This window comes from Rugamonas sp. GW822-FHT03B10, assembly GCF_058801745.1.
Genome location: NZ_JBXANP010000005.1, coordinates 86,883 through 106,692 on the forward strand (window position 1 = coordinate 86,883; position 19,810 = coordinate 106,692).

Sequence of the window (19,810 nt, forward strand, 5' to 3'; positions counted from 1 at the left end):
TCACAGCTTGATCTCGGTTCCCAGCCGCTGCAGGAACTGGCCCAGCCAGGCCGGATGGGCGGGCCAGGCCGGCGCGGTGACGAACTGGCCGTCCGTCACGGCCTGGTCGACGGGGATGTCCGCGTATTCGGCGCCGGCCTGCCGCACTTCCGGCGCGCAGGCCGGATAGGCCGAGATGCGCTTGCCGCGGATGACGTCGGCCGCCGTCAGCAACTGGGCGCCGTGGCAGACGGCGGCGATCGGTTTGCCGGCCGCCGCCATCTGCTGCACGATCTCGATCACGCGCGCGTTCAGGCGCAGGTACTCGGGCGCGCGGCCGCCGGCGATCATCAGGGCGTCGTAGTTGGCCGCGTCCACGCCGTCGAAGGCGGCGTTGATGGTGAAGCGGTGGCCCGGCTTTTCGGTGTAGGTCTGGTCGCCTTCAAAATCGTGGATGGCGGTCTTGATGGTGTCGCCCGGCTGCTTGCCGGGGCACACGGCATGCACCACATGCCCGACCATCTGCAGCGCCTGGAACGGCACCATGGTCTCGTAGTCTTCCGCGAAATCGCCCGTCAGGAACAGTATCTTCTTAGCTGCCACGATAACTCCTTGTCGAAAAGGTTGAGGGCCGTGCCAGCCCGGCAATGTTAGCCAGACCACCACGACCCTCGCAGTGTAACCCGATTCGAAACGGCGCGCCGCGGCGCCTTATTTTTGCAGCACCTGACGGATGGTGGCGGCCAGGTCCTCGGCCACGAACTTGGCCACGTAGGCGTCCGCGCCCACGCCCTTGACGTGGTCCTCGTTGGTCTTGCCCGACAGCGAGGAGTGGATCACCACGGGGATCTTGGCGAAGCGGGCGTCCTGCTTGATCAGGCGGGTCAGCGTGAAGCCGTCCATCTCCGGCATCTCCAAGTCGGTCAGCACCAGCCCCACGCGCTCGTCGACCGGCACGCCCTCGGCCTTGGCGCCGTCGGCGATGTGCTGCAGGCGTTCCCACGCCTCCTTGCCGGACTTGGTCATGATGAAGTGCGCGCCCATGGCCGTCAGGCCCTTCTCGATCAGGCTGCGCGCCACCACCGAGTCGTCCGCCGCCAGGATGATCTGGCCCGGCTTGAGCAGCAGTTGCGGGCCGATGGTTTCCGGGTCCACGTCCTTGCCTTCGGGCGGCACCAGTTCGCGCAGGATGGTCTCCACGTCCAGCACCTGGGCCAGGCGGGTGTTCTGCACGTCGCCGTCCACGCGCGCGATGCTGGTCACGCGGCCGCCGGCCGTGCCTTCGGCCGTCAGCACCTGGCTCCAGTCCAGGCGCACGATCTCGTCCACCGATTCCACGGCGAAGGCCTGGGTGGTGCGGGCGAATTCCGTCACCAGCATGATGTTCAGGCCCGTCTTGGGGATCACGCCGACGATGGACGGCAGGTCCAGCACGGTGATGATCTGGCCGCGCAGGTTGACCACGCCCAGCATGTGCGGCGAGGAGCCCGCCACGGCCGTCACTTCCGGCATGGCGACGATTTCACGGATCTTGAAGACGTTGATGCCAAACAGCTCGGAGTGTTCGCCGTTGGCGTCGCCACCGAGGCGGAACAGCAGCAGTTCGAATTTATTGGAGTTGGTCAGGTTACTGCGTTCGTCAACTTCCTGTTGAACTGATTTCATTTCTCATCTCCGTGTTCGGTCATAGTGGCGACCCGGCCGTGGCCGGTCACTGGCGCGCAGGGTAAAGCCCTGCCCAAGCAATCCTAACATTGCGTTGCAAGTATAGCCAATAAGCATGCAATGGCGACAGTTTTGGGAGGACGGCGCCGTTATTCACGCGATGTTATACAACGTTCGCGCCGGGCGCGATGGACTGCTTGAACAAAGATTGACGCGGAAGCCACAGCGGTGTGGCCGGCGATGCGGGTGGACGTAAAAAAAGGAAGCCATCGGGCTTCCTTTCTTCGAATCTGGAGCGGGAGAAGAGTCTCGAACTCTCGACCTCAACCTTGGCAAGGTTGCGCTCTACCAACTGAGCTACTCCCGCGGAGAGCCCGAATTATGACAGAAAGATTTCCGCTTGACCAGAGTCGTTGCCGAGTTTCTCAAAAACCATGATTGCCACCCATCCCCTATAATCTGGCGGCTCAACACTGAACAGGACAAGGGACGGGAATGGATGCGATCGAAGTGGTGCTGGCCATGTTGCTGGCCGTGGTGGCCAGCGCCTTCATCGTGCGCGTGATGCCGCGCGCGCCGCTGCCGCTGGTGCAGATCGGGCTGGGCGCCGTGATCGCGGCCAAGTCCAGCCACGGCGTGGACCTGGAGCCGGAACTGTTCTTCCTCACCTTCCTGCCGCCGCTGCTGTTCCTCGATGGCTGGCGCATCCCCAAAAGCGGCCTGCTGCGCGACAAGGGCACGATCCTGGAACTGGCGCTGGGCCTGGTGGTGTTCACCGTGGTGGGCGCCGGCTTCCTGATCCACTGGATGATCCCTGCCATGCCGCTGCCGGTGGCGTTCGCGCTGGCCGCCATCGTTTCGCCCACCGACCCGGTGGCCGTGTCGGCCATCGCCGCGCGCGCGCCCATCCCCAAGCGCCTGATGCACATCCTCGAAGGCGAATCGCTGCTCAACGACGCCAGCGGCCTGGTCTGCTTCCGCTTCGCCGTGGCCGCCGCCCTCACCGGCCATTTCTCGCTTGGTTCGGCCGCCCTCACCTTCCTGTGGCTGGCCCTGGGCGGACTGGCCGCCGGCGTGGCCATCACACTGCTGGTGACGGGCGCCCAGCGCTGGCTCACGGCCCGCTTCGGCGAGCCAGCCGGCTCGCCCATCCTGGTCAACCTGCTGCTGCCGTTCGGCGCCTACCTGGGGGCCGAACACCTGCACGCGTCCGGCATCCTGGCCGCCGTGGCGGCCGGCGTCACCATGAGCTACGTGGAGCTGAGCGGCAGCGCGCTGGCGGCCACCCGCATCCAGCGCGCCGCCGTGTGGGACACCGTGCAGTTCGCGTTGAACGGCATCATGTTCGTGCTGCTGGGCGAACAACTGCCCGACATCTTCCACGGCGCGCGCGAGTCCATCGCCCAGGGTGGCCACGACACCCCATGGTGGCTGGCCGCGTACGCGCTGGCCATCAGCGCCGGCCTGCTGGTGCTGCGCTGCGGCTGGGTGTGGGCGTCGCTGCGGCTCAGCATCTTCAAGCAGCACATGCGCGGCCAGCCGCGCATCAGGATCAAACCGCGCCTGCTGCTGGCCATGTCGCTGGCCGGCGTGCGCGGCACCATCACGCTGGCCGGCGTGCTGACGCTGCCGCTGGCCCTGCCCGACGGCACGCCCTTCCCCGCGCGCGACCTGACCGTGTTCCTGGCCAGCGCCGTGATCCTGATCTCGCTGCTGGCGGCCAGCATCGTCCTGCCGCGTCTGCTGAACGGCATGCACTTCCCGCACGAACCGGCCGAGCAGCTGGCCGAGGACCGGGCCCGGCGCGAGGCGGCCACGGCCGCCATCATCGCCGTCGAAACGGCGCAGGCGACGCTGATGCCGCGCACCGCCGACGCGCAGGCGTGGCCGCAGGCGGCCGCGCGCGTGATCGCGCTGTACCGGCACCGGCTGCACGAGGCCGACGGCGAGGGCGAGAACGACAGCGGCAGCCGCGCCGCCCTGCGCGAGCTGGCCGGAGCGGAACAGGCGCTGCGCCTGGCCGCGCTGGCCGCCGAGCGCGACGCCATCTTCCGCCTGGCACGCCACGACCTGCTGCCCGACGACGTGACGCGCAAGCTGGTGCGCGAGATCGACCTGGTCGAAGCGCGCTATCACTGACCTCCGGGCGCCGCGCTACAATGGCCGTTTTCGTCACTCCACGCACAAGCACACCATGATGACCATTTTTGCCGCCCCCGTATTCGACGCCACCGTCATTTTCCAGGACAAGGAATTATTCAAGGGCCAGGGCGCCGCCAAGGGCTGGGCCGAAAAACTGGCGAAGGAACTGGAAACCGAGATCACCGTGCAGAAGATCGGCACCGGCTGGGCCCTGTGCGGCACCGTCGATGGCGAGGCCTGCCAGTGGGGCATCCACGGCCAGCGCCTCAAGCGCATCAACTGACTTTTAGCGTTCAGTTAAGATTAACTTAACAACAGCGCTGGCTTTTCGGGTATTTTATGGGTCGGCGCCGCCACGAGCCGCGCCACTCAACCTAACCTGAAGGGGACGTCCACATGCACCACCAACCACGCTTTTCGCAACGCCTGACCCGAGCCGCGCTCGCCCTGAGCCTGGCCGCCCTGATCGCGCCGGCCACGGCGCTGGCCGACACCACGGCCACCGCGCCCCAGTACGCGCCCGTCATCGCCAGTCCGCTGCGCACGGCCGACGATGTCAAGGGCGACGCCAAGCGCAAGCCGGCCGTGTTCCTGGCCTTCACCGGCGTGCAGCCGGGCATGAAGGTGCTGGACGTGGCCGCCGGCGGCGGCGCCACCTCGCAGTTGCTGGCGCTGGCCGTGGGCGGCACGGGCGAAGTCTGGGCGCAGAGCCAGAAGGCCAATCCCGGCATGGAGAAACGTCTGGCCGAACATCCGCAATCGAACCTGCACCCGGTGCTGCAAAGTTTCGACAATCCCGTGCCGGCCGGCGCGCCGCCGCTGGACCTGGTCACGCTGATCATGAACTACCATGACATCGTCAACCTGCCGACCGACCGCGCGGCCATGAACAAGCGCATTTACGACGCGCTCAAACCGGGCGGCCACTTCGTCGTGATCGACAATGCGGCCAAGGCCGGCGCCGGCCTGAGCGCCACCAACACCCTGCACCGCATCGACGAGGCGACGCTGGTGGACGAGGTGAGCAAGGCCGGCTTCACTGTGGAGGCGACCAGCGACTACCTGCGCGCGCCTTCCGACCCGCGCGAGCAGCCGTTCTTCAAGATGGACGGCAAGCCGGACGACAAGTTCGCCATCCGCTTCGTCAAGAAGTAAGCCGGTACCGGACTCCCCCCGTCAGCGCACGAAGGTCAGCGTGTGCGCGGCGGGGCCGGGCAGCAGCGGCGTCTGGCGGCCCGCCACCCAGTCCTCCCGGCCGTCGAGGAAGTACGGCGACAGCGGATGACCGCTCTGCCCGCCCGGCATGTTGAAGATGCCCTGCTCCTCCTTGCCCGGCGTGACCGTCAGGCGTTCCGACTGGCCGAAGGTCGGTCCCGCCACGCGCGGCATGTTGCTGTCGCCGGGCAGCATGTCGGCCGGCACCTTGAGCCAGCGGCCCAGCAGCGGCACGGCGCTGGCGAACGGATGGGCGCTGGCGGCCGTGTTGCGCTGGCCCCAGGTGGCCGCCGCCAGCGGCTGGCCGTCCTTGGTCAGGTCGGCCGTCACGCGGTCGATCGCCGCCAGCTGCACGTCCTGCCAGCTGGCGTACGGCGCCGGCAGCCACGCGGCCGGCTGCGCATCCAGCAACCGCGCCAGCGCCACCGGCCAGCGCTGCGTGACGGCGGCCATGTTGGCTTTCGGATCGAGCCTGGCCAGTTCGTCGTTGGCATGCTCGAACATGATGTCGTACAGCGCGTGCATGTAGCCGCGCGCGATGCGGTAGCCGGCCGAGTCGACGCTCGCATGGCCGGTCCAGTTGTCCTTCAGCAGCCGCAGCGCCTCGGCGCGCTGCGCGTGGCCGGCCACGGCCTTGCCGTCGTCCGCCATCAGCGCCTTGATGGCGCGCTCGCGCCAGCCTTCCATGAACACGGCCCGGTCATCCAGCCCCACCGCATACACTTGCGGCACGCCGGTCCTGGCGCCCAGCGCGCGCAGGTCGTCGCGCACCTGGCGCGTGCGCGCGCCGAGGTCGAAGCCGCCGTCGCCGATCAGCTGCGCGCCGGCGCCGGCCAGCTGGCGGCTGTTGGCCGTGGCCAGTTGGCCGCCGGCCGGATTGAACACGCGCGGATAGTCGGCCGGCGCCAGCCAGCCTTGCCACACGCCGGCCGCGTCGTCCGCCGTCAGCGGGTAGGTGGCCGCCTCGCCGGTGGCGGCGCGGCGCGGCAGCGGGCCGGCGATGGTCCAGCCGATGTTGCCCCGGTCGTCGCCGGCCACGAAATTCTGGGCCGGGATGCCCAGCGTGGGCGCGATCGTCAGCGCCTGCTGCACCGAGTTGGCCGCTTCCAGCTGCATGGCGTTGAAGTTGATGGCGGCGGCCGTGTGGGCCGTCCAGTGCACCGCGTACTGGCGGCCGGCCACTTCGCGGATCGGCCCCAGCGACGTCTCGCGCACCAGCAGCTTGTCGGCCGGCGCGCCTTTGACGAGGATGGTTTCCTCATGCGACGCCGGCGTCTCCCAGCCGGCCTGGGTGCGCACCTGGCCGCGGTGGGCGCCGTCCGTGTCGAGGGCGATCAGATCCAGGTAGTCGCCGTAGCTGTTGGTGAAGCCCCAGGCCACGCGGCCATTGCTGCCCACCACCACGGCCGGCGTGCCGGGCAGGGTCACGCCCACCACGCGGCGCTGGCCGCCGCCCGCGTCCGGGAATTGCAGCGCGGCCCGGTACCACGTGTTGGGCAGCTGTATGCCCAGGTGCATATCGTCGGACACGATGGCGCCGCCGTCGGCGCTGCGGCTGCCCGCCACGGCCCAGTTGTTACTGCCCACCATGTCGAGGAAGGCGACGGACGCCGTTTGCGGTGCGTGCGCGGCGCCCTGCGCGCGCGGCCTGCCCCACCACGCGGGCGGCGCGGCGGGGATGGGCGTGTCTGCCAAGGGCAGTTGATCGGCGTCCAGCGGCGCATCCCACTGGCTGGCCGCCGGCGCCAGGAAGGCGCGCTGCGCGGCGTCGGTGTGCTCCATCAGCCAGCCGCGCGCCAGCTCGCGCGGCTCCTGGCCGCCCTGCAGGTCGAAATACATGGCCCAGATCACCAGCAGCGTGTCCTCGGGCGACCACGGACGGGGCGCCATGCCGATCAGCGCGTATTCGAACGGCCGCGCCTTCAGCGCCTGCAAGCCGGCGTTGACGCCGCCCACATAGCGCTCCAGCAGCGCGCGCTGGTCGGCCGGCATGCCCCGCAGCGCCAGCGCCGCGCGGGCGCGGAAACGGTGCAGCCGGTGGGCGCGGTCCAGGCCCAGCGCGCGGGCGCCGAACAGTTCGGACAATTCGCCGGCCGCCACCCGACGCAGCAAGTCCATCTGGAAGTAGCGGTCCTGGGCGTGCACAAAGCCGGTGGCGTAGGCCACGTCGAGCCGGTCGGCGCCGCTGATGAGCGGCACGCCATGCGCGTCGCGCGCCACGCTGACCTGGGCGTGCAAGGCCGGCGCATGCAGTTCGCCGTCCAGCTGCGCCATGCTGGCGCGCAGGTACAACCAGCCGCCCAGCGCACTCGCCGCCACCAGCCCCGCCGCGCCCAGCGCGACGCGGCCCGTCCACACCCCCACTCTGCTCTTCCGCATGCATTCCCCTCTCGTCAACGACCGGCGCCGGCGGCAACCAGCGGGGAAGTGTGCCAGAATTCGGCGCGCCGGCATAGCGCACGGACCGCACAAAAGTGACCGCAAGCGCGCCCGCATCTGCTACATTGAACGCACCATCGACTCGCTTTCAACCGACTAGCCGCCATGCTCACCGCCCCCATACCCGACGACGAAGCCCAACGCCTGGCCGCGCTGCGCGCGCTGCTGATCCTCGACACCCCGCCCGAGGAGCGTTTCGACAAGGTGGTGGCGTTCGCCCAGACGGAATTCGATGTGCCGGTGGCGCTAATCTCGCTGATCGACAGCGACCGCCAATGGTTCAAGTCCAACGCCGGCCTGCCCGTGTGCCAGACGGCGCGCGACATCTCGTTCTGCGGCCACGCCATCCTGCGTCCCGACATCATGCAGGTGCCCGACGCGCTGGCCGATCCGCGCTTCGCCGACAATCCGCTGGTGACGGGCGAGCCGCACGTGCGCTTTTACGCCGGCGCGCCGCTGATCGCGCCGTCGGGCCACGCGCTCGGCACCCTGTGCCTGATCGACCACCGCCCGCGCCGGCTCGACGCGGTGGAACTGTCCATCCTGGCCACCCTGCGCGACCTGGTGGTGCAGGAACTGTACCGGCCAACGGAGGCGTCCCATGGCTGAACGCGCCGCGAGAACCCTGCTGCTGGTGGAACCGGAGACGCTGCTGCGGCGCACCGTGTCGCTGACGGCGCGCACGCTGGGGCTGGGCGAGGTGCACGAGGCGGCCAGCCTGGCCGAAGCGCGCCGCCTGCTGCGCGAATTGCCGTTCGACGGCGCCATGATCGCCATCGACTGCGAAAGCTGCGCCAACACGCCCTACGACCTGGGCCTGCTGGACCTGGTGCGCCATGGCCGCTCGGCCAGCGCGCCGACGATACCGATCGCCGTGCTGGCCGACAACGCCACCGCGTCCATGCTGCACGACCTGCGCGAGCGCGACGTCAAGCGCGTGATCCTCAAACCGTTCCGCGCCCGGGTGCTGCTCGACGCGTTCGCGGAACTGGGCGCGGCCGGCGCCTGAACCGGCGCGCCGCGCCGCCGTCCTACTGGAACGCCACCTCCGTGAAGCTGCGCAGTTTGCGGCTGTGCAGTTTATCCACGCCCAGCGCGCGCAGCATCTCCATGGCGCGGATGCCGATGCGCAGGTGCTGGTCGACCCGCTCGCGGTAGAAGTGGTTGGCCATGCCGGGCAGTTTGATCTCGCCGTGCATCGGCTTGTCGCTCACGCACAGCAAGGTGCCGTACGGGACGCGGAAGCGGAAGCCGTTGGCGGCGATGGTGGCGCTCTCCATGTCCAGCGCCACGGCGCGGCTCTGGCTGAAGCGGCGCTCCGGGGTGCGCTGCGGCAGCAGCTCCCAGTTGCGGTTGTCGGTGCTGGCCACGGTCCCGGTGCGCATCACGCGCTTGAGGTCATGGCCGGTCAGCTGCGTCACCTCGGCCACGGCGGCCTCGATCGCCACCTGCACCTCGGCCAGCGGCGGGATCGGCACCCACAGCGGCAAGTCCTCGTCCAGCACGTGGTCCTCGCGCACGTAGCCGTGCGCCAGCACGTAGTCGCCCAGTTGCTGGGTGTTGCGCAAGCCGGCGCAGTGGCCCAGCATCAGCCACGCGTGCGGCCGCAGCACGGCCACGTGGTCGGTGATGGTCTTGGCGTTGGCCGGCCCCACGCCGATGTTGACCATGCTGATGCCGCTGCCGTCGGCCCGGATCAGGTGGTAGCCGGGCATCTGCGGCAGCCGTGGCAACGGCGCGCCCAGCGCGTCGCCCGGCTCGGCGGCCGTGCCGGCCCGGCGCGTGACCAGGTTGCCCGGCTCGATGAAGGCGATGTAGTCGTCCTGCCCGTCCTTGAGCGGCTCGCGCATCAGGTCCAGTCCCAGCTTGACGAATTCGTCGATGTAGAACTGGTAGTTCGTGAACAGCACGAACTTCTGGAAGTGCTCGGGCGAGGTGCCCGTGTAGTGGCGCAGCCGCTGCAGCGAATAATCGACGCGCGGGGCCGTGAACAGGGCCAGCGGCTCGGCCTTGCCCGGCGGCGTCTCGTGGGTGCCGTTGGCGATGCCGTCGTCCATCGCGCCCAGGTCCGGCAAGTCGAACACGTCGCGCATCAGCAGGCGCCGCTCGGCGCTCAGGTTGCCCTCGATGTGCTCATGCTCGGCGAACGAGAAATGGATGGGGATGGGCTGGGTGCTGATGCCCACCTGCAGATGCACGGACTGGCGGCTGCCGTGGTTCTTCAGCAGCAGGCGGAATTGCTGCTGGTAGTAGCGCTCGTACAGGTCGGGCCGGGTCAGCGTGGTCTCGTAGGTGCCGGGGCCGGCCACGAAGCCGAACGACAGGCGCGAATCGGCGCGCGCCACCGTGTCCGTGTGCACGCGCACGAACGGGTAGCAGGCGCGCACCCGCTCGCCCACGTCCTCGCCGGCCACGAAGCGGCGCATGGCCTCGCGCAGATGGGCGATGCTGCCATCGTAAATGGTCTTGACCTGCTCCCACGCGGCGACCGGATCGTCGAACAGCATGGGGGCGATGAACGGACGGTGGTGCATGGCGGCTCCTTCCACGGTGATAACGCAAGGCAATTATCGCCAGTGTATGCGAACCGCGGGGTCAGTGCCAACATTCGTACACGAGCTCAGCCGGCTACGGCCGAGGCCGTGTATGAATGCCGGCACTGACCCCGGTTCTTGACCCCCGTTATTATTTGCCGAGCACGTACTGGCCCGGCGCGGCGCACAGGGCTTTAGGCATCTTGGGCGGGGCCACCAGTTCGGGCGCGGAGTGGCGCGCCAGCCAGGCGTGCCAGTGCGGCCACCACGAACCGTCCGTCACCTGCGCCGTCTGCTGCCATTCGTCGGGACTCAGGAAGTGCGAGCCGGGCGGCCGGTGCTCCATCGACTTGAAGCTGCGGTTGGCGTGCCCCGGCTCGCTGACGATGCCGGCGTTGTGGCCGCCCGAGGCCAGCACGAAGTCCACCGGCGCGTCGGCCATCAGGTGGATCTTGTAGACCGACTTCCACGGCGAGACGTGGTCGCGCCCCGTGCCCACCACGTACATCGGCGCCTTGATGTCGGAGATGGCGGCCGCCTTGCCGTCCACGCAGTAGCGCCCTTCGGCCAGGTCGTTGTCGAGGAACAGGTGCTTCAGGTATTCGCTGTGCATGCGGTACGGCATGCGGGTGGTGTCGGCGTTCCACGCCATCAGGTCGTTGGGGATGTTGCGCTGCCCCATCAGGTACTCGCGCATGATGCGCGACCAGATCATGTCGCGCGAATTGAGCAGGCGGAACGAGCCGGCCATCTGCGAGCCGTCCAGGTAGCCGTGCTGCCACATCATGGCGTCCAGGAAGGCCAGTTCGCTGTGGTCGATGAACAGCCCCAGTTCGCCCGGGTCGCTGAAATCGGTCTGCGCGGCCAGCAGCGACACGCTTTTCAGCTTGCCCGCGTGGCGGTGCCGGCCCGACCCGTACACGGCCGCCGCGATCGACAGCAGCGTGCCGCCCAGGCAGTAGCCGACGGCGTGGATCGGCTGGCCCGTCAGGCGGTCCACCTCGCGCACCGTGTCGAACACGCCGTGCTGCAGGTAGTCGTTCATGCCCAGGTCGCGGTCGGCCGCCACCGGGTTGCGCCACGAGGCCATGAACACCGTGTGGCCCTGCTCGACCAGGTAGCGCACCATGGAGTTGTGCGGCGACAGGTCGAGGATGTAGTACTTCATGATCCACGACGGGATGATCAGCACCGGCTCGCGGTACACCTTGGCCGTCTGCGGCGCGTACTGGATCAACTCCACCAGCTCGTTGCGGTACACCACCTTGCCCGGCGTGACGGCCACGTTGCGGCCCACCTCGTAGGCGCTGTGCTCGTCCTTGGACGCCTGCCCGCCGCCGCCCAGGTCCTGCAGCCAGTTGGCCCACCCTTTGAGCACGCTCTGGCCCTGCGTCTCATAGGCCTTGTGCAGCACCTCGGGATTGGTCCAGAAGTAGTTCGACGGCGACACCACGTCCAGCAGCTGGCGCGCCGTGAAGCCCACCACGTCCGCGTGGTGGGCCGACACGCCGCGCACGCCGGTGGTGGCCTCGCGCCAGAACTGCTCGCTCTGCAGGAACGCGTGCGACATGGCATTGAACGGCCACGCGGCCCATTCCGGCGCCGAGAAGCGGTTCTCGCCTTCGCGCCGCTCGGGCGCGACGGGGGCGACGTCGCCGGCCATCTTGATGGCCAGGTCCAGCAATTCCATCTGCTTGCCCGGCGACGTGGCCAGGTGCAGCAGCCAGTCCTGGAACGCCAGCGACATGGCGATCGGCGATACCCCGCCGGTGATCTTGGCCACCGCGCTTTGCAGGCGCAAGTCGAGCGGGTTGGTGGAGACGCCATGGTCGTCGATGTAGCAGGCCGGATGCTGCTCGGCCTTGGCGGCGGTCAGGGGTTCGGTCTGGGTGGTCACGTCGTTCAGGTTCACGATTGCTCCTACAAGAATTGATTTTCATTATGACAAGTGCCGAACGTTGATGTATTTGATCTAGATCAAATACAGCTGCATGATCCGTCCCCTACACTGCGCTGCATCAATACCAACCTTATCGGTATCCATGAAGAACAAGAATATTCAGCGCCTCAGGTGCTGCCAGGCGATCGCCGCCTGTTTGATCGGTGCCTTGTGCAACCGCAGCATAGCATCCGAAACGCTGGCCCAGGCCTGGGCCAGCGCGCAGCAGGTCGACCACACGGTGGCCGCCGCCGCCGAACGCGAGACGGCGGCCCGCGACGGCCTGGCCGCCGCCGAGGCGCACCGGCTGCCCAGCGTGAGCCTGTCGGCCGGCTACACCCGGCTGCAATCGGAGCCGGCCGCCGCCGTCGCCATCCCCGCCCTGCGCATCAACGGCCTGCCGTTCGCCCAGGATGAAGCCTACTCCGCCGCCGTCAGTTTCAGCGCGCCGCTGTTCACGGCCGGCCGCATCAGCCACGGCATCGCGGCCGCCGGCGCCATGACGGACGCGGCCCGCGCCGCCAGCGCGCTGAGCAAACAGGAACTGAAGCTGGCCGTGGCCGAAGCCTACGTCAACGTGCTGCGCGCCCAGCACCTGAACGGCGTGGCGGCCAGCCACGTGACGGCCATCACCCGCCACGCGGACGACGTCGAACAGTTGTTCAAGCAAGGCTACGCGGCCAAGCACGACGTGCTGGCCTCGCAGGTGGCGCTGGCCGACGCGCGCCAGCAGGCGCTGCAGGCGGCCAACGCCGTGGCGCTGGCCGGCGCCGCCTACAACCGTCTGCTGGGCCGGGCCCAGGACGCGCCGACCGATCTGGCCGAGTTGAACGATGCGGAACAGCCCTCGGCCGGCCAGCTGGCCAGCCTGATCGCGGCCGGCCGCGCCCAGCGCCACGAACTGACCCAGCTCGGCGCGCAGGAGACGGCGCTGCGCCGCCAGTCCGACAGCGTGGCGGCCCAGCGCGCGCCGCAAGTGGGCGTGAACGGCGGCTGGGGCAAGCTGCAGAACCGCTACCTGGTCGAGGACAAGGGCTGGTGGATAGGCGTGGCCCTCAAGTGGGACGTGTTCGACGGCGGTCTGGTCAAGCGCGAATCGGCCCAGCTGGCGTCGAACGCGCGCGCCGTGGCCGAACTGCGCGCCGACGCGGCCGACAAGATCGAGCTGCAGGTGCGCCAGGCCTGGCTGCGCTGGCAGGAGGCGACGGCCCGTATCGACGTGGCGCGCGCCGCGCTGGCCCAGGCCGACGAGACGCTGGACCTGTCGCGCGAACGCTACCGCGCCGGTCTGGCGCCCAACAGCGAGGTGCTGGACGCGGAAACGCGCCGCGCCGGCGCCTACGCCAACCGCGACAACGCCTGGTACGACCGCGCGCTGGCCCGCCTGCGCCTGCAATACGCGAGCGGCAGCCTGTGAGCGCCGCCCTTCCCCCCAATTCCGAAAGCCAACCATGACTGACAAACGCAAATACCTGGGCCCCGCCGTGATCACGCTGGTGCTGTGCGCCGTGGGCGGCGGCCTGGCCTACTACCTGCTGCACGCGCGCAGCCTGCCCGACGGCCTGATCGCCGCCAGCGGCCGCATCGAGGGCGACCGCATCGTCGCGGCCAGCAAATTCCCGGGCCGGATCGCCACCATGCTGGTGCACGAAGGCGACAGCGTGAAGGCCGGCGCCGGCGTGGCCCAGCTCGACGACCAGCAGATCGCCACCCGCCTCGAACAGGCGCGCCAGGCCTACAACGCGGTGCAGGCGCAGGTGCAGTCGGCCGAGGCCAACCTCGCCATCGCGCGGCGCGAGGTGCCGCTGGCCCAGGCCAGCGCCAATGCCGGCGTGAGCCAGGCCGAAGCCGTGCTGGCCAAGGCGCAGGCGGTGGAGGCGCAGGCGGCGCGCGATGCGCAGCGCCACCGCGAATTGTTTGAACACGGCAGCATCGAGCGCCACCGCGCCGAGCAGGCCGACCTGGCCTGGCGCGTGGCCCAGGCCGACGTGGCCGCCGCGCGCGAGACGCTGGTGCGCGCGCGCCAGGGCGCGAGCGAGGCGGGGCTGGGCGGCGACAAGGTCAAGGCCCGCGAGCAGGAACTGGCCGCGCTCAAGGCGCAACTGGCCCGCGCGGCCGGTGCCGTGGCCGAGGCGCAGTCCGTCAACGGCGATCAGCTGGTGGTGGCGCCCGCCGCCGGCGTGGTGGTGGCGCGCCTGCGCGAACCCGGTGAAGTGATCCAGGCCGGCAGCGCCATCGCGGAACTGGCCGACCTGGACGCGCTGCATTTGAAGGTCTACGTCCCCGAAGCGCAGATCGGCAAGGTCAAGCTGGGCCAGCCCGTGCGGCTGTACGTCGATTCGCAGCCGGGCAAGGCCTACGAGGCCAAGGTCAGCTACATCGCCTCGCGCGCCGAATTCACGCCCAAGGAGGTGCAGACGGCCGATGAACGGGTCAAGCTGGTGTACGCCGTCAAGCTGGCCATCGTGGCCAACCCCGAGCACCGGCTCACGCCCGGCCTGCCGGCCGACGCCGTGATCCGCTGGGACGAGCATGTGGCATGGCAGAAGCCAACGTGGTGAGCGCGCCTTCCCTGCTGGTTGAAGCGCGCGGCCTGGGCAAGCGCTATGGCGCCGTGTGCGCCGTGGACGCGGTGGAGCTGGAAGTGCGGCCCGGCGAGATCTACGGCCTGATCGGCCCGGACGGCGCCGGCAAGAGCAGCCTGCTCAAGGCCGTCGCCGGCATCCTGCGCTTCGACAGCGGCACGCTGGACGTGTTCGGCGTGCGCCTCGATAGCGAGCGCGCGTGCGAACGCATCAAGGACCGCATCGGCCTGATGCCGCAGGGCCTGGGCCAGAATCTGTACGGCGATCTGTCGGTCGAGGAGAACATCGATTACTTCGGCGGCCTGCGCCTGCTGGGCCGCGACGAGCTGGCCAAGCGCAAGGACAGCCTGCTGCGCAGCACGCGGCTGGACGCGTTCCGCGACCGGCCCATGAAGAACCTGTCGGGCGGCATGAAGCAGAAGCTGGGCCTCGTGTGCACGCTGATCCACCAGCCGCAACTGGTGATCCTGGACGAGCCGACCACCGGCGTCGATCCCGTGTCGCGCCGCGAATTCTGGGCCATCCTGGACCGGCTGCTGGCCGAAAACGGCACCACGGCCCTCGTATCGACCGCCTACATGGACGAGGCGAGCCGCTTCCACCGCGTCTCCATGATGCACGAGGGCCGCATGCTGGCCAGCGGCACGCCCGAGCGCATGCGCGCGCTGAGCGCCGGACGCATCGTACGCAGCGCGGCCGACGGCCGCCAGGCCGAGGCGCTGGAACGGCTGAAGCGCAGCTATCCGCAGGCGGAGGCGCTGGGCCGCGAACTGCGCGTGTTCGTGGACGGCGACGACGCCGGCGCGGCGCTGGTGCAAGTCGAACAGACGCTGGACGGCCTGCCGCACGACCCGTGCGAAGTGCTGGAGCCGGAACTGGAGGACGTGTTCATCGCCCTGCTGCGCCAGCGCGGCGCACCGGCGGGGGGCGCAATTGCCGGACCCGGTCGCGACGCGCAGGCGACCGGCGTCGCGAACACAGACGCAAATGCCGCCTCATCAGCGTCCGCCAACGCAGCGGCCAGGTCGGCCGGCGCCGCGCCATCGCCGACGCCCGCGCCAACGTCTGCCCCCGCGTCCGCTCCCGCACCCGGCTCCGCGCCCGCGCGCGCGACCGACGCCACCCCCGCCATCGAGGCCGACCAGCTGACCCGCACCTTCGGCGCCTTCAAGGCCGCCGACGCCGTCAGCTTCCGCGTGCCGCAAGGCGAAATCTTCGGCCTGCTGGGCGCCAACGGCGCCGGCAAGAGCACCGTCATCAAGATGCTGACGGGGATATTGCGCCCCAGCGACGGGCGTGGCCGCGTGGCCGGCGCCGACATGCGCGACGCCGGCCGCCAGATTCGCGAGCGCATCGGCTATATGTCGCAGGCGTTCTCGCTGTACCTGGACCTGACGGTGATGGAGAACATCCGCCTGTACGCCGGCATCTACGCCGTGCCGCGCCATCTGGAGGCCGAGCGCATCGCCTGGGTGCTCGACATGGCCGGCCTGCACCCGTTCGCGGGCGCGCTGGCGGCCAGCCTGCCCATGGGCCTGCGCCAGCGCCTGGCGCTCGGCTGCGCGCTGCTGCACCGGCCGCAGGTGCTGTTCCTCGACGAGCCCACGTCCGGCGTGGACCCGGTGGGCCGGCGCGCGTTCTGGGACATCCTGTTCCGCCTGTCGCGCGAGGACAAGGTGACCATCCTCGTCACCACCCACTACATGTCCGAAGCCGAGCACTGCGACCACATCGCCCTGATGTACGCGGGCCGCGTGGTGGCCGACGCGTCGCCCGAGCAGCTCAAGGCCGACGTGGAACGCGACGGCGGCAAGCTGTACGAACTGACCACCAGCGCGCCGCAACCGCTGCTGGAGATGCTGCGCGCCGAGGCGCTGGGCCAGGCCGCCCTGTTCGGCTCGCACATCCACCTGCTGCTGCCCGATCCGCAGGCGGGGCTGGCGCAGCTCGATACCCTGCTGGCCAAACACGGCATGCAGGTGGACGCCATCACGCCACGCCGGCTGTCGATGGAGGACGTGTTCGTCCACCTCGTCACCAAGCTGGAGGCGGCCGACCAGGCCCGCGCCAGCGCAGCCGCGGCCGCGCGCACGGCCGCGAAGGCCGCGCTGTCCGCACAGGGAGCATCCGCATGAACCTGCACCGCATCGCCGTCGTCGCCTACAAGGAGTGGCGCGAAATCGTGCGCGACCGTCTATTCTTCGCGCTGGCCTTCATCGTGCCCTCGCTGCTGATGCTGCTGTTCGGCTACGGCCTGTCGCTGGACGTGGAGAACATCCCGCTGGCCGTCGTCGATTACGACCAGAGCGTGCAATCGCGCGACTACGCGCACCGCTTCACCGACTCGCGCTATTTCGAATTCCACGGCTACGGCCAGAACGAGGAAGCATTGCGCAAGCTGGTGGTCAACAACACGCTGCGCGCCGTGATCGTGATCCCGCCGCAGTTCGGAGCCCGGCTGGCCAGCGGCCACCCGGCCGAGGCGCAGACCTGGATCGACGGCACCTTCCCGTTCCGCGCGCTGACGGCCAAGGGCTACGTGACCGCCATCAACGCGGCCGCCACGCTCGACCACATGGCCCGCTGGCTGGGCGACGCCAACGGCGTGCCGGCCGCCAGCGTGCGCGCCCTGCTGCAGCCGGTGCGGCTGGAGACGCGCTACCTGTACAACCAGGAAGTGAAAAGCATCTGGTCGATCGCGCCCAAGCTGATCATGGTGATCCTGATGCTGTCGCCGCCGTTCCTGACGGCGCTGGGCGTGGTGCGCGAGAAGGAGTCGGGCGCCATCTACAACGTGTACGCGTCCACCCTGTCGCGCGGCGAATACCTGGTCGGCAAGCTCACGCCCTACGTGGGCATCTCCATCATCAACGCCACGCTGCTGACGGCCATGGCCGTGCTGCTGTTCGAGGCGCCGTTCAAAGGCAACCCGCTGCTGTTCCTGTTCGCCACCGTGCTGTACGTGATCTGCACCACCGGCATCGGCCTGCTGGTGTCGGTGCTGGTCAACACGCAAGTGGCGGCCATGGTGGGCACGGCCATCGTGACGGTGGTGCCGGCCGTGCTGTACTCGGGCATGATCATCCCCATCCCGTCGCTGTCGGCCGAGGCGGCGCTGATCGCCCACCTGCTGCCGGGCATGTACTACGCCGACATCGCCACCGGCAGCTTCCTCAAGGGCGCCGGGCTGGCCGCGCTGTGGCAGGACTTGCTGATCCTGGCCCTGTACGCGGCGGCCCTGTTCACGGCCGGCTTCCTCGGCTTCCACAAGCGTCCCGCCAACTGAATGACGATGATGATACGACTCTGGCCTGCTAACAACGCAAATGCAACCTGGTGGCGCCGCCTGCGCGTGATGACGTGGAAGGAGCTGGTGCAACTGATGCGCGATCCGCTGCTGCTGCTGTTCGTCGTCTACGCCTTCTCGGCCGACATCTACAACGCCGCCGCCGGCGTGACACTGCAACTGAACAACGCGGCGCTGGCCGTGCTGGACATGGACCGCAGCGCCGCCTCGCGCGAGCTGGCCGGCCGCTTCCTGCCGCCCGAGTTCCGCCAGATCGGCAGCGCCGGCCACGCCAGCACGGGCCAGGCCCTGCTCGACAAGGGCGGAGCCATGGCCCTGCTCGACGTGCCGCCCGGCTTCGGCGCGGCGCTCTCGCGCGGCGAACCGGCCGCCGTGCAGATGCAGATCGACGCGTCCAACTCGGTGCAGGGTTTCCTCACGTCGGTGGACGCGGCCCAGATCGTGGCCCGCTTCGGCCTGGAATCGGCCGCCGCCCGGCTCGGCCTCAATCCAAGCGGCGCCACGCTGGACGGCCCGCTGATCGACAACCGCGTGCGCGTGTGGTTCAACCCCAACCAGAACGACGCCTGGTTCATGGGCATCTCCGAGCTGCTCAACGTGATCACGCTGTTCTCCATGCTGCTGCCGGCGGCGGCCATGGTGCGCGAGAAGGAGCGCGGCACCATCGAGCAGTTGCTGGTGTCGCCGCTGGGGCCATTGCAGATCATGCTGCCCAAGATCGTGGCCATGGTGGCCGTGATCCTGTGCGGCACGGCGCTCGGCCTGTTCGGCTTGCTGATCCCCGTTTTCGGCGTTCCCGTGCAAGGCAGCCTGCTGCTGTTCCTGGCCGTGTGCACGGCCTACATCTGCACGCTGGCCGGCATCGGCATCCTGATCGCCACCGTCACGCGCAACATGGCGCAGGCGGGCATGATGGTGATCCTGATCCTGGCGCCGATGATGTTCCTGTCCGGCGCCTGGACCCCGCCCGAGGCCATGCCGGCCGTGATGCGGGCGCTGATGTACATCTCGCCGCTGTACTATTTCATCAACGCCAGCTACGGCATCCTGCTCAAGGGTGCCGGTTTGCTCAGCCTGTGGCCCATGATCGCCGGCATACTGGGGCTGGGCCTGGCCGTGGGCGTGGCCTGCACGCTGCGTTTCACCCGCCAGTTCGGCTGACCGCTCGCCCCCCCCATCCACCAACCATCGACCAAGCCACCATGAACACGAACGCAAACACTGACGCCTCCCCCTTCTCGCTGGCCGGCAAGCGCGGCCTGATCGTCGGCCTGGCCAATGAGCACAGCATCGCGGCCGGCTGCGCGCGCGCCGCGCACGCGCTGGGCGCCAGGCTGGTGCTGTCCTGCCTGAACGACAAGGCCGTCAGCTACGCCGGCCCCGTTGCCAGCGCGCTGGACGCGCCGCTGCTGGTGTGCGACGTGGAGCAGGACGGCGCGCTGGAAAGCCTGGTGCAACAGGCCGTGACCCAACTGGGCGGCCTCGATTTCGTGATCCACTCGATCGCCTGGGCGCCGCTGGCGGACCTGCGCGGGCGCGTGGCCGACAGCTCGGCGGAAGGCTTCCTGCGCGCGATGAACATCTCGTGCCACTCGTTCGCGCGGCTGGCGCGCCTGTGCGAACCGCACATGGCCAGCGGCGGCAGCCTGATGACGATGAGCTACCTGGGCGCCGACGAAGCCGTGCCCCATTACGGCGTGATGGGCCCCGTGAAGGCCGCCCTCGAATCGCTGGTGCGCTACCTGGCGGCCGAGCTGGGGCCGCAGGGCTTGCGCGTGCACGCCGTCTCGCCCGGCCCCATCCCCACCCGCGCCGCTTCGGGGCTGGAGGACTTCGACGGCCTGATGGCGCGCGCCGTGGAACGGGCGCCGCTGCGCCGCCTCGTCACGCTCGACGAGGTGGGTCGGCTGGCCGCCTTCCTGGCCGGCGACGCCGCCTCCGGCATGACCGGCCAGACCATCTACGTCGATGGCGGTTACCATATCGTCAACTGACATCCTTTGAA

The 19,810-nt window shown here is 69.3% G+C and carries 16 protein-coding genes and 1 tRNA gene; 11 read left to right on the forward strand and 6 right to left on the reverse strand.

Going from position 1 to position 19,810, the window contains the following annotated elements; all coding sequences use genetic code 11:
* The 3 genes from AC1RQG_RS10295 to AC1RQG_RS10305 all read right to left on the reverse strand — a co-directional run bounded on the left by AC1RQG_RS10295 (position 1) and on the right by AC1RQG_RS10305 (position 2,011).
* Positions 1 to 582, reverse strand: a complete 582-nt coding sequence (locus AC1RQG_RS10295) for a DJ-1/PfpI family protein (protein WP_493130911.1) — start codon at positions 580 to 582, stop codon at positions 1 to 3.
* 108 nt (positions 583 to 690) lie between these two features.
* Positions 691 to 1,644 carry a chemotaxis protein gene (locus AC1RQG_RS10300; protein WP_493130913.1) on the reverse strand — a complete coding sequence of 318 codons (954 nt, stop codon included), beginning with the start codon at positions 1,642 to 1,644 and terminating at the stop codon, positions 691 to 693.
* Between the two features lie 291 nt (positions 1,645 to 1,935).
* Positions 1,936 to 2,011: transfer RNA gene (locus AC1RQG_RS10305), tRNA-Gly, on the reverse strand.
* A 128-nt stretch (positions 2,012 to 2,139) separates the two neighbouring features.
* Between AC1RQG_RS10305 and AC1RQG_RS10310 the strand changes: the two genes are divergently transcribed.
* The 3 genes from AC1RQG_RS10310 to AC1RQG_RS10320 all read left to right on the forward strand — a co-directional run bounded on the left by AC1RQG_RS10310 (position 2,140) and on the right by AC1RQG_RS10320 (position 4,941).
* Complete coding sequence (locus AC1RQG_RS10310; protein WP_493130915.1) at positions 2,140 to 3,783, forward strand: Na+/H+ antiporter; 1,644 nt, start codon at positions 2,140 to 2,142, stop codon at positions 3,781 to 3,783.
* Between the two features lie 58 nt (positions 3,784 to 3,841).
* Positions 3,842 to 4,069 (forward strand): hypothetical protein, encoded by a 228-nt coding sequence (locus AC1RQG_RS10315; RefSeq protein WP_493131361.1) that lies wholly within the window; start codon positions 3,842 to 3,844, stop codon positions 4,067 to 4,069.
* 113 nt (positions 4,070 to 4,182) lie between these two features.
* On the forward strand, positions 4,183 to 4,941 hold the full coding sequence (locus AC1RQG_RS10320; protein ID WP_493130917.1) for a class I SAM-dependent methyltransferase: 759 nt from the start codon (positions 4,183 to 4,185) through the stop codon (positions 4,939 to 4,941).
* A gap of 21 nt (positions 4,942 to 4,962) precedes the next feature.
* Here the strand turns inward: AC1RQG_RS10320 and AC1RQG_RS10325 are convergent, their stop codons facing one another.
* Positions 4,963 to 7,380, reverse strand: coding sequence for a penicillin acylase family protein (locus tag AC1RQG_RS10325; protein WP_493130919.1), 2,418 nt, complete (start codon positions 7,378 to 7,380; stop codon positions 4,963 to 4,965).
* 165 nt (positions 7,381 to 7,545) lie between these two features.
* On the opposite strand from AC1RQG_RS10325, the gene AC1RQG_RS10330 reads away from it, so the two are divergent.
* Positions 7,546 to 8,049 carry a GAF domain-containing protein gene (locus AC1RQG_RS10330; protein ID WP_493130921.1) on the forward strand — a complete coding sequence of 168 codons (504 nt, stop codon included), beginning with the start codon at positions 7,546 to 7,548 and terminating at the stop codon, positions 8,047 to 8,049.
* Positions 8,042 to 8,449: a response regulator gene (locus AC1RQG_RS10335; RefSeq protein WP_493130923.1), complete on the forward strand. Its 408-nt coding sequence runs from the start codon at positions 8,042 to 8,044 to the stop codon at positions 8,447 to 8,449. The genes AC1RQG_RS10330 and AC1RQG_RS10335 overlap by 8 nt, the downstream gene beginning before the upstream one ends.
* A gap of 22 nt (positions 8,450 to 8,471) precedes the next feature.
* Here the strand turns inward: AC1RQG_RS10335 and AC1RQG_RS10340 are convergent, their stop codons facing one another.
* The gene (locus AC1RQG_RS10340; protein WP_493130925.1) at positions 8,472 to 9,974 is read right to left on the reverse strand and encodes an AMP nucleosidase; all 1,503 of its coding nucleotides are present in this window, start codon (positions 9,972 to 9,974) and stop codon (positions 8,472 to 8,474) included.
* Between the two features lie 151 nt (positions 9,975 to 10,125).
* A complete protein-coding gene (locus tag AC1RQG_RS10345) occupies positions 10,126 to 11,886 on the reverse strand; it encodes a PHA/PHB synthase family protein (RefSeq protein WP_493130926.1) in 1,761 nt (586 codons plus the stop codon).
* Between the two features lie 130 nt (positions 11,887 to 12,016).
* Here AC1RQG_RS10345 and AC1RQG_RS10350 point away from each other — a divergent pair, with 130 nt between their 5' ends.
* Genes AC1RQG_RS10350 through fabI form a run of 6 tightly spaced genes read left to right on the forward strand, consistent with a single transcriptional unit; the run spans position 12,017 to position 19,799 of the window.
* Entirely contained in the window at positions 12,017 to 13,330 is a 1,314-nt protein-coding gene (locus AC1RQG_RS10350; protein ID WP_493130928.1) for a TolC family protein, read from the forward strand.
* 34 nt (positions 13,331 to 13,364) lie between these two features.
* Positions 13,365 to 14,474, forward strand: coding sequence for an HlyD family secretion protein (locus AC1RQG_RS10355; protein WP_493130930.1), 1,110 nt, complete (start codon positions 13,365 to 13,367; stop codon positions 14,472 to 14,474).
* Positions 14,453 to 16,633: an ATP-binding cassette domain-containing protein gene (locus tag AC1RQG_RS10360; protein ID WP_493130932.1), complete on the forward strand. Its 2,181-nt coding sequence runs from the start codon at positions 14,453 to 14,455 to the stop codon at positions 16,631 to 16,633. The genes AC1RQG_RS10355 and AC1RQG_RS10360 overlap by 22 nt, the downstream gene beginning before the upstream one ends.
* The gene (locus AC1RQG_RS10365; protein WP_493130934.1) at positions 16,630 to 17,784 is read left to right on the forward strand and encodes an ABC transporter permease; all 1,155 of its coding nucleotides are present in this window, start codon (positions 16,630 to 16,632) and stop codon (positions 17,782 to 17,784) included. Before AC1RQG_RS10360 ends, AC1RQG_RS10365 begins: the two co-directional genes overlap by 4 nt.
* Before the next feature lie 6 nt (positions 17,785 to 17,790).
* Positions 17,791 to 18,966, forward strand: a complete 1,176-nt coding sequence (locus AC1RQG_RS10370; protein ID WP_493130936.1) for an ABC transporter permease — start codon at positions 17,791 to 17,793, stop codon at positions 18,964 to 18,966.
* Between the two features lie 41 nt (positions 18,967 to 19,007).
* Positions 19,008 to 19,799, forward strand: a complete 792-nt coding sequence (gene fabI / locus AC1RQG_RS10375) for an enoyl-ACP reductase FabI (RefSeq protein ID WP_493130938.1) — start codon at positions 19,008 to 19,010, stop codon at positions 19,797 to 19,799.
* Positions 19,800 to 19,810 lie beyond the last annotated feature (11 nt).

Excerpts from the sequence above, each read along its gene's own strand:
- AC1RQG_RS10300 (WP_493130913.1), bottom strand. The coding sequence starts at position 1,644 with ATGAAATCAGTTCAACAGGAAGTTGACGAACGCAGTAACCTGACCAAC.
- AC1RQG_RS10310 (WP_493130915.1), top strand. The coding sequence starts at position 2,140 with ATGGATGCGATCGAAGTGGTGCTGGCCATGTTGCTGGCCGTGGTGGCC.
- AC1RQG_RS10315 (WP_493131361.1), top strand. The coding sequence starts at position 3,842 with ATGACCATTTTTGCCGCCCCCGTATTCGACGCCACCGTCATTTTCCAG.
- AC1RQG_RS10320 (WP_493130917.1), top strand. The coding sequence starts at position 4,183 with ATGCACCACCAACCACGCTTTTCGCAACGCCTGACCCGAGCCGCGCTC.
- AC1RQG_RS10325 (WP_493130919.1), bottom strand. The coding sequence starts at position 7,380 with ATGCGGAAGAGCAGAGTGGGGGTGTGGACGGGCCGCGTCGCGCTGGGC.
- AC1RQG_RS10330 (WP_493130921.1), top strand. The coding sequence starts at position 7,546 with ATGCTCACCGCCCCCATACCCGACGACGAAGCCCAACGCCTGGCCGCG.
- AC1RQG_RS10335 (WP_493130923.1), top strand. The coding sequence starts at position 8,042 with ATGGCTGAACGCGCCGCGAGAACCCTGCTGCTGGTGGAACCGGAGACG.
- AC1RQG_RS10340 (WP_493130925.1), bottom strand. The coding sequence starts at position 9,974 with ATGCACCACCGTCCGTTCATCGCCCCCATGCTGTTCGACGATCCGGTC.
- AC1RQG_RS10350 (WP_493130928.1), top strand. The coding sequence starts at position 12,017 with ATGAAGAACAAGAATATTCAGCGCCTCAGGTGCTGCCAGGCGATCGCC.
- AC1RQG_RS10355 (WP_493130930.1), top strand. The coding sequence starts at position 13,365 with ATGACTGACAAACGCAAATACCTGGGCCCCGCCGTGATCACGCTGGTG.
- AC1RQG_RS10360 (WP_493130932.1), top strand. The coding sequence starts at position 14,453 with ATGGCAGAAGCCAACGTGGTGAGCGCGCCTTCCCTGCTGGTTGAAGCG.
- AC1RQG_RS10365 (WP_493130934.1), top strand. The coding sequence starts at position 16,630 with ATGAACCTGCACCGCATCGCCGTCGTCGCCTACAAGGAGTGGCGCGAA.
- AC1RQG_RS10370 (WP_493130936.1), top strand. The coding sequence starts at position 17,791 with ATGATGATACGACTCTGGCCTGCTAACAACGCAAATGCAACCTGGTGG.
- fabI (WP_493130938.1), top strand. The coding sequence starts at position 19,008 with ATGAACACGAACGCAAACACTGACGCCTCCCCCTTCTCGCTGGCCGGC.